This is a genomic window from Janthinobacterium kumbetense (assembly GCF_023703445.1).
Taxonomy (GTDB): Bacteria; Pseudomonadota; Gammaproteobacteria; order Burkholderiales; family Burkholderiaceae_D; genus Janthinobacterium; species Janthinobacterium kumbetense.
Genome location: NZ_JAMQGR010000005.1, coordinates 91,355 through 105,156 on the forward strand (window position 1 = coordinate 91,355; position 13,802 = coordinate 105,156).

The 13,802-nt window shown below is 62.0% G+C and carries 13 protein-coding genes; 9 read left to right on the forward strand and 4 right to left on the reverse strand.

Annotation, left to right across the window (positions count from 1 at the left end; translation table 11 throughout):
• The first annotated feature begins 123 nt into the window (after window positions 1-123).
• From NCG91_RS15990 to bamC, 8 genes are all read left to right on the forward strand, one after another.
• Window positions 124-999 carry an alpha/beta fold hydrolase gene (locus tag NCG91_RS15990; protein WP_251350382.1) on the forward strand — a complete coding sequence of 292 codons (876 nt, stop codon included), beginning with the start codon at window positions 124-126 and terminating at the stop codon, window positions 997-999.
• A 90-nt stretch (window positions 1,000-1,089) separates the two neighbouring features.
• Entirely contained in the window at window positions 1,090-1,923 is an 834-nt protein-coding gene (locus NCG91_RS15995) for a 3',5'-nucleoside bisphosphate phosphatase (protein ID WP_077407646.1), read from the forward strand.
• 92 nt (window positions 1,924-2,015) lie between these two features.
• A complete protein-coding gene (gene htpX / locus NCG91_RS16000) occupies window positions 2,016-2,900 on the forward strand; it encodes a protease HtpX (protein WP_035821167.1) in 885 nt (294 codons plus the stop codon).
• A 38-nt stretch (window positions 2,901-2,938) separates the two neighbouring features.
• Window positions 2,939-3,562 (forward strand): L-threonylcarbamoyladenylate synthase, encoded by a 624-nt coding sequence (locus NCG91_RS16005; protein WP_077407642.1) that lies wholly within the window; start codon window positions 2,939-2,941, stop codon window positions 3,560-3,562.
• 94 nt (window positions 3,563-3,656) lie between these two features.
• Entirely contained in the window at window positions 3,657-4,334 is a 678-nt protein-coding gene (locus NCG91_RS16010; RefSeq protein ID WP_251350383.1) for a site-2 protease family protein, read from the forward strand.
• A gap of 42 nt (window positions 4,335-4,376) precedes the next feature.
• On the forward strand, window positions 4,377-4,949 hold the full coding sequence (locus tag NCG91_RS16015) for a class I SAM-dependent methyltransferase (RefSeq protein WP_099666949.1): 573 nt from the start codon (window positions 4,377-4,379) through the stop codon (window positions 4,947-4,949).
• An 84-nt stretch (window positions 4,950-5,033) separates the two neighbouring features.
• Window positions 5,034-5,912, forward strand: a complete 879-nt coding sequence (dapA, locus tag NCG91_RS16020) for a 4-hydroxy-tetrahydrodipicolinate synthase (RefSeq protein WP_099666950.1) — start codon at window positions 5,034-5,036, stop codon at window positions 5,910-5,912.
• 80 nt (window positions 5,913-5,992) lie between these two features.
• The gene (gene bamC / locus NCG91_RS16025; protein ID WP_251350384.1) at window positions 5,993-7,186 is read left to right on the forward strand and encodes an NlpB/DapX family lipoprotein; all 1,194 of its coding nucleotides are present in this window, start codon (window positions 5,993-5,995) and stop codon (window positions 7,184-7,186) included.
• 171 nt (window positions 7,187-7,357) lie between these two features.
• Here bamC and NCG91_RS16030 read toward each other — a convergent pair whose 3' ends face one another.
• Together NCG91_RS16030 and NCG91_RS16035 are read right to left on the reverse strand one after the other, a co-directional pair.
• Window positions 7,358-7,612 (reverse strand): hypothetical protein, encoded by a 255-nt coding sequence (locus NCG91_RS16030; RefSeq protein ID WP_034783358.1) that lies wholly within the window; start codon window positions 7,610-7,612, stop codon window positions 7,358-7,360.
• Between the two features lie 353 nt (window positions 7,613-7,965).
• Window positions 7,966-9,087 (reverse strand): ribosomal protein uL16 3-hydroxylase, encoded by a 1,122-nt coding sequence (locus tag NCG91_RS16035; RefSeq protein WP_251350385.1) that lies wholly within the window; start codon window positions 9,085-9,087, stop codon window positions 7,966-7,968.
• A gap of 93 nt (window positions 9,088-9,180) precedes the next feature.
• Here NCG91_RS16035 and NCG91_RS16040 point away from each other — a divergent pair, with 93 nt between their 5' ends.
• Complete coding sequence (locus NCG91_RS16040; protein WP_152250192.1) at window positions 9,181-9,726, forward strand: FKBP-type peptidyl-prolyl cis-trans isomerase; 546 nt, start codon at window positions 9,181-9,183, stop codon at window positions 9,724-9,726.
• Window positions 9,727-9,911: 185 nt separating this feature from the next.
• On the opposite strand, the gene NCG91_RS16045 is transcribed toward NCG91_RS16040, so the two are convergent.
• The gene (locus tag NCG91_RS16045) at window positions 9,912-10,949 is read right to left on the reverse strand and encodes a hypothetical protein (RefSeq protein WP_251350386.1); all 1,038 of its coding nucleotides are present in this window, start codon (window positions 10,947-10,949) and stop codon (window positions 9,912-9,914) included.
• Entirely contained in the window at window positions 10,946-13,639 is a 2,694-nt protein-coding gene (mutS, locus tag NCG91_RS16050; protein ID WP_251350387.1) for a DNA mismatch repair protein MutS, read from the reverse strand. The genes NCG91_RS16045 and mutS overlap by 4 nt, the downstream gene beginning before the upstream one ends.
• Between the last annotated feature and the right edge of the window lie 163 nt (window positions 13,640-13,802).

The following is a 13,802-nucleotide window of genomic DNA, read 5'->3' on the forward strand; positions in this document are numbered from 1 at the left end:
CCGAGCGCCGGCCGCTAATCCGGTATAATTATCGAACGGTCGTACTTTTATGTGCGCCCTATCTACAGACACAGCATGTGGCGCCATCTGCGCCACTTTCAAGGCAGGCATCCGATGAAACCCATGAAACTTTCCCGTTCCGAATTCATCAACATCCGCGGCGCCCGTACGCATGTGCGCCATTGGGGCCGCGAAGGCGCGCCCATCCTGTTCATGGTGCACGGCTGGATGGACGTGGCCGCCTCGTTCCAGTTCGTCGTCGACGAGTTGCAGGGCGACTGGCACGTGATCGCGCCCGACTGGCGCGGCTTTGGCCTGAGCGACTACACGCAATCGGACACCTACTGGTTCCCCGACTACCTGGCGGACCTGGACGCCATGCTGCTGCATTATTCGCCGGATGCGCCCGTCAACCTGCTGGGCCACAGCATGGGCGCCAACGTGGCCGGCCTGTACGCGGGCGTGCGCCCGGAGCGCATCAGCCGCTTCATCAACCTGGAAGGCTTCGGCATGATGGCAACGCAGCCGGAGCAGGCGCCGGGCCGCTACGCCAAGTGGCTGGACGAATTGCGCGAGCCGCCCGCCATGCGCAGCTATCCTTCGCAGCGCGCCGTGGCCGAGCGCCTGCAAAAGACCAATCCGCGCCTGCCGGACGAGCGCGCCGCTTTCCTGGCCGAACACTGGTCGGCGCGCAACGAGGCGGGCGAGTGGGACATCCTGGGCGACCCGCAGCACAAGCGGGTCAATCCCATCCTGTACCAGGTGGAAGAAGTGATGGCGTGCTGGCGCCGCATCACGGCGCCCGTGCTGTGGGTGGAGGCCGATGACACGAATATGTGGCAATGGATGGGGCCAAAGGAACAGGCGCGCATCGAAATCGACCGGCGTTTGGCCTGCATCAAGGATGTGCGCTGCGAGATGATGGCGGATGCGGGCCACATGCTGCATCATGATCAACCGCAGGCACTGGCGCGCCTGGTGGAAGCGTTTTTGGCCTGATGTGTGTCGGGAACGCTGCAGCGCGATTGGCCAAGCAGCGTACAATGAAAACTTCTTCCATGCTGAGCCCGTGCAGGGTATTGTTTTCACATGCTTAAAGTCGACCTGCATTGTCATTCGAATATCTCCGACGGCGTGCTGTCACCGGCCGCCGTGGCCGCTTACGCGCGCAAGGCGGGCGTGGACGTGTGGGCGCTGACGGACCACGATGAAGTGTCCGGCGTCGCCGCCGCGCGCACGGCCGCGCTGGACCTGGGCATGCGCTTCGTGGCCGGCGTGGAAATTTCCATTACGTGGGCCGGCGAAACCGTGCACATCGTCGGCTTGCAAGTCGATGAAAACAATCCGGGTCTCGTGCAGGGCTTGCACCGCACGCGTTCGGGCCGCGACGCGCGGGGCCGCGAAATCGCCCGCCAGCTGGACCTGGCCGGCATCCCCGACGCCTATGAAGGGGCCTTGAAATTCGTCGGCAACCCGGACCTGATGTCGCGCACGCACTTTGCCCGCTACATCGTGGAAACGGGCAAATGCGCGAACATTCCCGACGTGTTCAAGAAATACCTGTCGGAAGGCAAGCCGGGCTACGTCGAGCACCGCTGGGCCACCCTGGCTGAAGCGGTCGGCTGGATCCGCGGCGCGGGCGGCGTGGCCGTCATCGCCCATCCGGGCCGCTACCGCTTCAGCGACATGGCGCAAGGCGTGCTGTTCGATGAATTCAAGCAACTCGGCGGCGTGGCCATCGAGGTCGTCACGGGCAGCCACAGCCCGGACCAGTATCCGGAATACGCGCAGCTGGCCAACGCCTACGGCTTCCTCGCCTCGCGCGGCACGGATTTCCATGCGCCGGGCGAGTCGCGCGTGGATTTTGCCATGTTGCCGCCATTGCCAGCCAACGTCACCCCGATTTGGCACGACTGGTTCTAGGGCGCGGCTGGCCTGCGCCTGCCGCGCGGGCTTGAAAAGTCGCGACTGCATACTTATCTTTTAGTCATTCTTGTTTTCCGGAGCCATCGCCCATGAAACGTATCGTCCTGTTTATTGCAACCAACCTGGCCGTGATGCTGGTGCTGTCGCTCGTGCTCAGTTTGCTGGGCGTGGGCAATCCGGCGCGCGGCAGTACCCTGAACCTGGGCAGCCTGCTCGTGTTTTCGCTGGTGGTGGGCTTCACGGGCTCGATCTTTTCGCTGTTGATCAGCAAACCCATGGCCAAGTGGAGCACGGGTGCGCGCGTGATCGACAATCCGACGTCGTCGACGGAGTTGTGGCTGGTCAATACCGTACGCGCGCTGTCCGAGCGGGCCGGCATCGGCATGCCGGAAGTGGCCGTGTACGAAGGCGACGCGAATGCGTTCGCCACGGGCGCCTTCAAAAATTCGGCGCTGGTGGCCGTGTCCACGGGCTTGCTGCAAAGCATGAACCGCGATGAAGTGGAAGCCGTGCTGGGCCACGAGATCGCCCACGTGGCGAATGGCGACATGGTCACCTTGACCCTGATCCAGGGCGTGGTGAATACCTTCGTCGTCTTCATGGCCCGCGTGGTAGGTTTCTTTGTCGACAATGTCCTGTTGAAAAATAACAACCGCGAAGGCGGCGGACGCGGCATCGGTTACTTTGTGACCGTGATGGTGTGCGAAGTGATCTTCGGCTTGCTCGCTTCCATCATCGTGGCCTGGTTCTCGCGCCAGCGCGAATTCCGCGCCGACGCCGGTTCGGCCAAGCTGCTGGGCAGCCCCACGCCGATGATGCATGCGCTGGCCCGCCTGGGCGGCGTGCCGCCGGGCGAGTTGCCGCAATCGATGCAGGCGCTGGGCATCAGCGGCGGCAATGGCGGCTGGGGCGCGCTGTTCGCCACCCATCCGCCGCTGGAACAACGCATCGCCGCGCTGCGCGGCGTACAATAATGCTAACTTAACAAGCTGGTTCGCCAGAACGCTGACACATGAGTCAATTTTTTCATATTCACCCCGACAATCCGCAATTGCGCCTGATCAAGCAGGCGGCGCAGATCATCCAGTCCGGCGGCGTGGTGGCCTTGCCCACCGATTCCTGCTACGCGCTGGTGTGCCAGCTCGACGACAAGGGCGCCGTCGAGCGCCTGCGCCGCATCCGTGGCGTGGATGAAAAGCACCATTTAACCTTGCTGTGCCGCGACTTGAGCGAACTGGGCGTGTATGCCCGCGTGGACAACCGCCAGTTCCGCCTGCTCAAGGCGGCAACGCCGGGCGCCTACACCTTCATTCTGGAAGCGACGAAGGAAGTGCCGCGCCGCCTCAGCCATCCTTCGCGCAAGACCATCGGCCTGCGCGTGCCGCAGCACCGCATCGTGCAATGCCTGCTGGAAGAGCTGGGGCAGCCGCTGCTGGGCGCGACATTGACCTTGCCGGGCGACGAAGACAGCCTGACGGATGCCGACACGATCCGCGAACGGCTGGAAAAGCTGGTCGACCTGATCGTCGACGGCGGCGTCTGCGCGCATGGCCCCAGCACCGTGATCGATCTGACGGGGCCGGAGCCGGAAGTGGTGCGCGTGGGACGGGGCGACCCGGCCGTGCTGGGCTTGTAGAGGGGCATGGCGCGGCCGTTGCGGCGCAGTTCTTCATCTGTTCTTAATGACAACGTAAGAAAGGGGCCGGGACTGCTCTGGTAGAATCGCGGTCATGAGCGATTTCAATACGATAGTCCAGACCGTTGCGGTCTACCTGGTGCCGGTGCTGTTTGCCATTTCCCTGCATGAGGCGGCGCACGGCTACGCGGCCCGCTATTTCGGCGATCCCACGGCCTCGAACGAGGGCAGGCTGAGCCTCAATCCCGTGCGGCATATCGACCCTTTCGGCACGATCTTGCTGCCCTTGATGCTGTATTTCACGATCCAGGTGCCGTTCGGCTATGCCAAGCCGGTGCCCGTCGATTTCAGCCGCCTGCGCAATCCGAAGAAGCAGATGGCCTGGGTGGCGTTTGCCGGGCCTGGCGCCAATTTCGTCATGGGCCTGGGCTGGATGATCGCCTTCGTCGTGCTCAGCGTCTTGCCGCCGACGGAAATGGGCATGTTTTTCCGCAAGATGGCGGGCGCCGGCGTCAGCGTGAATGCGGCCATGTTCGTCTTTAACCTGATTCCCGTGCCGCCCCTCGATGGCGGACGCATCATGACGGGCTTGCTGCCGATGCAGCTGGCGCGCCCTTACGCCAGCATCGAGCGCTACAGCCTGTATGTCTTCGGCGCCCTGGTGCTGCTGATGTACACGGGCATCTTGAACCGCGCCTTGCTGGCGGCGATCGAATTTGTCATCGGCATTTTTGTCACCCTGGTCACGCCCCTGACGGCGATATTGACTTGATGCCCGCAACTGGATGTACGCACATAATTGATGGAAGTACCGATGCAAGTAACTGAACCAATATTAGAAACCGAAGCGATTTCCGGCTGGCTGCGCCGCTGGGCGCCCCTGATCCCGGGCGGCGAGGTGCTGGACCTGGCCTGCGGCGCAGGCCGCCACGCGCGCCACCTGGTAAGCCTGGGCCACCCCGTGATCGCGCTCGACCATGATCCGGAAATGCTGGAAAAGGCGGCTGGCACGGGCATCACCACTTCGCTGGTGGACCTGGAAGCGCCGGGCGCCGTGTGGCCTTTCGCTCCCGGCCGCTTTGCCGGCATCGTCGTCACCAATTATCTGCACCGGCCGCTGCTGGAAGCCATGGTGGCCAGCCTGGCGCCCGATGGCGTGTTGCTGTATGAAACGTTTGCCGAGGGCAATGAGCAGTTCGGCAAGCCGTCGAATCCGAAATTCCTGCTGAAGGAAGGCGAAATGCTGACCTGGGCGGTGCAGCACGGCTTGCGTGTGGTAGCGTATGAGGATGGGCGCGTGGAACAGCCAAAAGCTGCTCTGGTGCAACGAATTTGCGCCGTCCGGCCGGATTTTCCACGGTTGGCAGCCCTGCTGCCGACGTTTTGAGCGGCCATACTATGTCAGAATGCACCACAGGCGCGAGCTATCCGCTACAATCGTTGTTTTATTTATCGGCGCTATAAACTTACTATGATCAAGGGCAGCATTGTAGCAATCGTCACCCCGATGCACGCAGACGGCAGTCTGGACTTTCCAGGTCTGCGCAAGCTGATCGACTGGCATATCGCCGAGGGTACGGACGGCATCGTCATCGTTGGCACGACGGGCGAATCGGCAACAGTCAGCGTGGAAGAACACTGCGAACTGATCCAGTTGACCGTCGAACATGCCAAGGGACGCATTCCTATCATCGCCGGCGCCGGAGGCAACTCCACGGCCGAGGCCATCAAACTGACGCGCTACGCGAAAGAAGCGGGCGCCGATGCTGTCTTGCAAGTGGTGCCGTACTACAACCGTCCTACCCAGGAAGGCATGTACCAGCACTTCAAGGCCATCGCCGAAGCCGTCGACATTCCCGTCATCCTGTACAACGTGCCTGGCCGTACGGTTGCCGACATGAGCAACGAGACCATCGTGCGCCTGTCCGCCATCCCGAATATCGTCGGCGTGAAAGATGCGACCGGCAATATCGGCCGCGGCATCGACCTGCTGCGCCTGGTTCCAGCGGACTTCGCCGTGTACTCGGGCGACGATCCGACGGCCATGGCGCTGATGTTCTGCGGCGGCCACGGCAACATTTCCGTGACGGCCAACGTTGCGCCACGCGCCATGCACGAACTGTGCGTGGCAGCCATGGCCGGCGAGCGCGCCACGGCGATTGCCATCAATAACAAAGTGTTCCCTTTGCACCAGAAATTGTTTGTCGAGCCCAACCCGGTGCCCGTCAAATGGGCGCTGGCCGAAATGGGCCTGATGCCAGCCGGCATACGCTTGCCACTGGTGCCGCTGGCTGAAAATTGCCATGCCACCGTGCGCGATGCCTTGCGCGACGCTGGCATCCTGTCTTAAGCCGAACTTCAAGCCCGGGCTTGACCAGCCCGGACCTTTCCTGATTCCAGCTGCTACTTAGCTTCTTATCCAGTTACGACATGACTAATTGCAAGAAAACCAAACCGGCGCCTGCCACCATCGCCGTCCGCGGCATCGTCATCGGCGCCGTCGCAGCCAGCCTCGCGGGCTGTGGCATGATCAGTTCGGTAGTCGGCGGCGACAAGGTCGACTACAAGTCGGTCAAGAAAGCCAGCACCCTGGACGTGCCGCCTGACCTGACGCAATTGCAGCAGGACAACCGTTATTCCTTGCCGGATTCGAAAAACGGCGTGGCCACGGCTTCCGGCTACAACGCGCAGCGCAACGCCACGGCCGGCACGCCCGTCATCGTGGGCGCCGACGGCGTGGTGGGTGTCGTGCCCGTCACGGCCGGTGGCGTGAAGGTCGAGCGCGCGGGCAACCAGCGCTGGCTGGTCGTCAAGCAGTCGCCTGAAGTGCTGTGGCCGCAACTCAAGCAATTCTGGGAAGATTCGGGCTTTACCGTCGCCATCGACCAGCCTACGGCTGGCATCATGGAAACCGAATGGAACGAAAACCGCGCCAAGCTGCCGCAGGACTTTATCCGCAACACCATCGGCAAGGCCTTCGATTCGATGTACTCGACTGGTGAAAAAGACAAGTTCCGCACCCGCGTGGAGCGCCTGGCCGATGGTTCGACCGAGATCTACATCAGCCACCGTGGCGTGGAAGAGGTCGTCACGGGCCGCGACAAGGAAACCACCACCTGGACCGCGCGTCCCAACGATCCGGGCCTGGAGGCGCAATTCCTGGCCAAGCTGATGACGCGCCTGGGCGCGGCCAGCGATGAAGCACAAGCGAAGACAGCCGTTGATGGCGCCATCGTGCAGCCGCTGCACGCCAAGCTGGTGGGCGACGCCGCCACGCCGGCGCGCGCCATCGAAGTCGATGAAGGTTTCGACCGCGCCTGGCGCCGTGTCGGCCTGGCGCTGGACCGCGTCGGCTTCACCGTGGAAGACCGCGACCGCACGCAAGGCACGTATTTCGTGCGTTACGTCGATCCGGACGCGGTCAAAAAGGATGGTTTCTTCTCGAAACTGTTCAGCTGGGGTTCGTCGTCCGACAAGGACAAGGAAGCGCAGCGCTACCGCGTCCTGGTCAAGGCCGGCAATGGCTCGACCAGCCTGGTCAGCATTCTCAGCAACGAAGGCCAGCCCGATGTCTCGCCAGTGGCCGAGAAGATCCTGGGCTTGCTGAACGAGCAGTTGAAGTAAGCGGTGCATTTGCGGCGGGTATCACAACCTGCCGCGCAATAAAAAAGGCTGATCCGGGAAACCGGCGCAGCCTTTTTTATTGCCTGCGTCCGGCCTTATATCCTGCGGATAAAACGCCGGACGCAAAAAAGCCGACCCGAGGGTCGGCTTTCTTTAGTGCAGGGTGCTAAATTACTTAGCAGCCGATGCAGCAGCCGAAGCAGCCGAAGCAGCGTCGGTAGCGGCCGAAGCGGCAGCCGAAGCAGCAGCAGCAGCGTCGGTAGCGGCCGAAGCAGCAGCGTCAGCAGCAGCAGCTGGAGCAGCTTCAACTGCTGGTGCTGGTGCTGGGGTTTCAACTACTGGTGCTGGTGCAGGAGCTTCTTCTTTTTTGCTGCAAGCAGCCAGAGCAACAACCATCAGGGAGGCGATCAGCAGGGATTTTTTCATTTGTTTTCCTTAATTATTTCAAAAAATAAATCAATATTGTTGCGATGAATAATTACCGGTAATTATCGCTCGTTAGGTCGTCTTCGAAGGCTTTTCGTACCAGGTGGTGCCTGCCAGACAACGGAAACTTCCTAACCGAATATTATAGCGATTTTTGGTGCGTCGCAATAGGAGCAAGAGGCAAATTCGCAACTATTTTGTGATATCGCAATATTTGCCGAAGCAAATTGCAAGCAAGTGTAAGCGATTTGCGAAAGCGCGACAAAACGATATAAAAATAATATGTTTCATTGCGCTAACGCAGATGCTGTTATTTTACCTACTGTAATACCACTTTGCTACGCCGCCCCCATTCAAGCCAGTTCGAGCCAGCCATCCTGATACCACGTATATAACGCATCCATCACGTCATCGGAAGCCTGGGCCACGGCGGCGCCATCGAGGGCGCGTTCGTTGGCCAGGGTTTCCAGGGCCGCTTTATCGGCCTTGCCAATGGCAAACGATTCGCCATTGATGAAGACATTCTTGCCACGATACAGCATCAGGGTCTTGCGCGACAACACGACACCCTTTTTCTGTGCGGCGTCCGCGAAGCGGCCTACCGTCAGCGGCTTGGACAGCGGCGTGAAAAATACATTGTGCTTCGGTTCCGACAGGTGTTCGCCCAGGAAAATGGTCACGTCTTCTTCCGTGAAGCGCACCTTGTTCATTTCTTCCGCGATGGTGCTGAGCATTTCACGGGGGATTTCCGCCGGTTTGCCCGACGCTTTCAAGTCCGGATCGCTGTAAATGCCCGGCAAGTCGATCGAGTCGGCCATGAATTGCAGGAACGCTTCGCCCAGCTCCTGGAACGTGGGCGAGCGGAAGCCGATCGAATACGTCTGGCAATCGCCGATGGCCACGCCGTCGTGCGCGTAGTGGGGCGGCAGATACAGCATGTCGCCCGGTTCCAGCGTGAATTCTTCATCGGGCGTGAAGTTGCTGAGGATTTTCAGCGGCAAGCCGTCGATCAGGCTCAGGTCTTTCTGTGCGCCGATGCGCCAGTGGCGCTTGCCCTGGCCTTGCAGCAGGAATACGTCATAGGAATCGAAATGCGGGCCCACGCCGCCGCCATCGGTGGCGAAGCTGACCATCAGGTCGTCCAGGCGCGCGTCCGGCAGGAAGCGGAACTGGCGCAGCAGGGCGTCGGCCTTGGCGCTGTGCAGGTTGGCGCCCTGCACCAGCAGGGTCCATTCCTTCTGTTTCAGCGAGGGCAGGCTGGTCAAAGGGCCTTGCTGCATGTTCCAGTGGCCATCCGCATGGCTGACCAGGCGCGATTCGACGTGATCGAGGGTAGCCAGCTCGGCCAGGGCCTTGAAATCGAACAGCGCCTTGAAGCCAGGCACGGCTTGACGGATCAACAAGGGTTTTTTATGCCAGTAGTCGCGCAGGAATTGCGCCGGCGTGATATCGCCGAGGAGAGTTAATGTTTTCATGCGCCCATTATAACAACCGGAAATGCAGGAATGCGCCTGCCGTTGGCGGCGTGAAGGTATAATTTGCCAGCTTATACAATGAAAGGAAGCATAATGAAGATTGCCAAAAATACGGTCGTGACTGTCAACTACAAACTGTCAGACGCGCAAGACAATCTGATCGAAGACGGCCGTCAGCCGATGGTCTACCTGCACGGTGATTATGAAAACACCTTGCCGAAGATCGAAGAAGAGCTCGACGGCAAGGAAGTTGGCTATTCCAACACGATCCAGATCGAACCGGATGATGCTTTCGGTGAATACGATCCAGCCCTGGTGAAGGTCGAGCCGCGCAATCGCCTGCCTGAGCCGCTGGAAGTGGGCATGCAGTTCGAAGGCATGCCGGAAAGCGATTCGCCGGATGAAGAAGCGATGATCTTCACGGTCACCGATATCGCCGACGACAAAGTCGTGCTGGACGGCAACCATCCACTGGCCGGCATCGCGCTGCGCTTCTCGCTGACCGTCGCCGACGTGCGCGAAGCCACCGAAGAAGAAATTGCCCATGGCCACGTGCATGGCGCACACGGCCATGACCATGGCGATGAAGATGATGAAGGCGAAGACGGCGATCACTTCCGTACCCACCCTATTCACTAACACCTGAGCAAACCTGCTGCGCGGCGCGCTTTGCGGCCGGCGATGCTCACCGTACTAGAGTACGGTTGCGCTTCTCGGCCACGCCGCGCCGCTGCTCGCGACGGTTTTCTCAGGCGTCGTGACGTTTGTTGGTCGTGACGCCTGTTGTTGGATAGATAAAGGCTGGCTGCGTGCCGGCCTTTATTTTATCGGCGCAGCGTCGACGCCTTGGCGCGCGCCTGCGCCGATGGGCGGGTAGCGCGTTGACGCACCTCAAAGAATGGGGTCTTGCCGGGCCGGACGGCGATGGCGGACCAGTCGTTGTCGATGCTGACGTGGCCCAGGTTGCCTTTCCAGCTGATTTTCGGCCCGCCTGCCCTGGCTGCGGCCTTTTTACTTTTCCCCTCCTTGCCATCCGCGTCGCCATCGCGCTGCGTATCGACCAATAACACCTTGCCGCTGAACTTCTTGGCCAGGGTGCGGATCTGCTTGCGCGGTCCGGCAAAGCCATCCTGTTTCGAACTGAAGCTGGGCAGCAGCGAATTGTCGTCTTCATCGAGCACGCCCGCGTCGCCATCGGAAAACAGCACGATGCCGTCGAGTTGCTTGCGCTGCGCCATGGCGAACAATCGCTGCAGCCAGGAACGGTTGGCGACCAGGCGGTCTTCGAATTCGCTGTTGCGTCCCGCTTCCGGCAGGAAATGGTTGTTATTCGCGGGCAGATTCACGGTGGCAAACAATACGCCGCCATATTCCCAATGGGCATTTTCCGCATAGCTGCGGAATTTCGCCGTCGATGACAGCCGCGACAGGGTCAGCTTGTGCTGGCCCAGGCTCTGGTCATCGGCGAAATACACGTCGCGCAAGCGGTTCAGGCGTTCGATGGCGTTGACCCTGCCGCGCGAATTGCGGCAGTTGGCCCAGTCGCTGGCCGACAGCGAGACGATCAGCGGCGGGCCGCTGGCGTCGAGCAAGTCCTTGCGCTGGCCATACAGCTTGTCGCTGCACGATTCGCTGGCGGCCTTGATGCCGGTGGCCACGACGAAGGAGGCATTGAAGGCGCTGGTGTCGGCGATGGCTTTTTTCAGGGGGCCGTCGTCCGGCCCCGCGTTGAAGGAATGGCCCAGTACGGCAAACTCGAAGCCGGCCTGGTCGCCCGGGACGGCCAGCGCCGCTTGCCATGGCAGGCTGGCAGCCAGCAAGCCGGCGGCCAGCAGGCGTATCGAGCTGCGCCGGCAGGTCATGCGGCGGCCAGCCGTTTCAGCTGGTACAGCTGTTCCAGTGCGTCGCGCGGCGTGAGCGCATCGGGATCGAGGTCGGCGATGGCGTCGAGCAAGGCTTGCTGCGCCGCGTTCAGCGCGGCCAGCGGCGCCGCCGCTTCCTCTTCTTCCTCTTGCGCATACGGATCGGCGGAGGGCAGCGCGAACAGGTCGCGTTGCGGCGTGGCGTCGAGCGCCTGCGCTTCCAGGCGCGCCAGGTGCTTGCGCGCCGCCTTGATCACGGGCTGCGGCACGCCGGCCAGTTGCGCCACCTGCAAGCCATAGCTTTGCGAGGCGGGACCGGCTTGCACGGCGTGCAGGAAGACGATGCTGTCCTTGTGCTCGACGGCGGACAAATGCACGTTGGCGGCGCTCGGATGACTGTCTGGCAATTGCGTCAGCTCAAAGTAATGTGTGGCAAACAGGGTGAAACTACGGCTGGTGTCGATCAAATGGCGCGCGATGGCCCACGCCAGGGCCAGGCCGTCGAAGGTGGAGGTGCCGCGGCCCACTTCATCCATCAGCACCAAGGAATGCTCGGTGGCGCCGTTCAGGATGGCGGCCGATTCCGTCATTTCCACCATGAAGGTCGAGCGTCCGCCCGCCAGGTCGTCGGTGGCGCCGATGCGCGTGAAGATGCGGTCGATGGGGCCGATGGTGGCGGACGCGGCCGGCACGTAGCTGCCCACGTAGGCCAGCAGGGTGATCAAGGCCACCTGGCGCATGAAGGTCGATTTACCGCCCATGTTCGGGCCGGTGATCAAGAGCAGCCGGCGCTCGTTGACGAAGCGGCAATCGTTGGCGATGAAGCGTTCGATCTGCTTTTCCACCACGGGGTGGCGGCCTTCGACGATGTTGATGCACGGTTCCTCGACCAGTTGCGGCGCGGCCCAGTTGTGCTGCTGCGCATGTTCCGTCAGCGCATTCAGGGTGTCGAGCTGGGCCAGGCCTTGCGCAATCGTCTGCAGGGTGCCGATGTGCGGCGCCAGTTCGGCCAGCAGCAGGTCGTACAGCATCTTTTCGCGCACCAGCGCCTTGTCTTGCGCCGACAGGGCCTTGTCTTCGAACACTTTCAGTTCGGGCGTGATGTAGCGCTCGGCGTTTTTCAGGGTTTGGCGGCGGCGGTAGTCGTCCGGCACCTTGTCCGTCTGGCCGTGCGTGACTTCGATGTAGAAGCCATGCACCTTGTTGTATTCGACGCGCAGGTTGGCGATGCCCGTGCGCGCGCGTTCGCGTGTTTCCAGGTCGAGCAGGAAATGGCCCGCGTTTTCCGACAGCGCGCGCAATTCATCGAGTTCCGCGTCGAAACCGGTGGCAAAGACGCCGCCGTCGCGCACCATGGCGGCCGGTTCCTGCGCCACGGCGCGCACCAGCAAGTCCAGGCAGGCGGTCGGCGTGGCTAGCGCTCCGTGGATGGCGGCCAGCAAACCGCTTTCGCCGCCCTGGCCGGGACCATAACAACGGACCACGTCGCCGCGCAGGGCCGGCAGTTGCAGCAAGCCGTCGCGCAGGGCGGCCAGGTCGCGCGGACGGGCCGACAGCAGGGCGATGCGCGTGGTGATGCGTTCGATGTCGGGCACTTGCGCCAAGGTGGCGGCGAGCGGACCGGCCGCTTCGCTTTGCGCCAGCGCGGCGATCGCTTCATGGCGCGCGCGGGCCACGTTCTGGTCGCGCCGCGCATGGTGCAGCCAGTGGCGCAGCATGCGCGAACCCATGGCCGTGCGGCAATGATCCAGCAAGGAGAACAAGGTCGGCGATTCCTGGCCGCGGATGGTTTCCGTCAATTCCAGGTTGCGGCGCGTGGCCGCATCCAGGCCGATGAATTCGCTTTCCGTTTCCGTGATCAAAGAGCGCACGTGCTGCAAGCCGCGACCCTGCGTCGATTGCGCATAGCGCAGCAGCGCGCCGGCCGCGCCGAACGCGGCGCCGAGGCCATCGGCGCCAAAGCCCGTCAGGGTCGCCACGCCCAATTGGTCGAGCAGGGCCTTGTGGCCGCCCACCACGTCGAAATGCCAGTCCGGCACGCGGTTGATGTGCGTGCCTGCATAGTCGTCGAACAGGTTGCCGTTGTCGCCGCTCAAGATTTCGGCCGGCACGATGCGTTCCAGTTCCTGCTGCAGGCGCACGGCCACGGTGGCGCTGTCGCCGGAAAACTCCATCAGCTTCAAGGCACCGCTGGCCAGCGACAGCCAGGCCAGGCCCGTGGTGACCGTCTTGCGCTGCGTGATGCTGCACATGGCCAGCAGCGGGCGCTCGGCCTTTTCAGGCAGCAAGTCCGCATCCGTCAGGGTGCCGGGCGTGACGACGCGCATGACCTTGCGCTCGACGGGGCCCTTGCTGGTGGCCGGATCGCCGATCTGTTCGCAGATGGCCACCGACTCGCCCAGCTTGACCAGCTTGGCCAGGTAACCATCGAGCGAATGAAACGGCACGCCGCACATCTTGATGGGGTTGCCGCTGGCCACGCCGCGCGCCGTCAGGGTAATGCCCAGCAGGCGCGAGGCTTTTTCCGCGTCCTCGAAAAACAGCTCGTAGAAATCGCCCATGCGGTAGAAAACCAGCATCGTCGGGTGGTTTTCTTTAATACCAAGATATTGTTGCATCATTGGCGTAAGCTTTTCAGCGGAATTCTTCTTTGCCGCGGCGGCGTTGATTTCTTTGGGGACGGTGGTCATGTGTTCTTTGTCGTTGGTCCGGCGGCAGGAAACGCATGCCTGCCGGGCTGTGGGTGGTGCTGTGTGCGTGCCAGGCCGCGCCAGAGGGCGGAGCTTGGGTTCAAGGCCGTCATTTTACCGCTTTCGGCGGGCGGGGCGGCGTATTGCGTGCGGATGTGAAAAA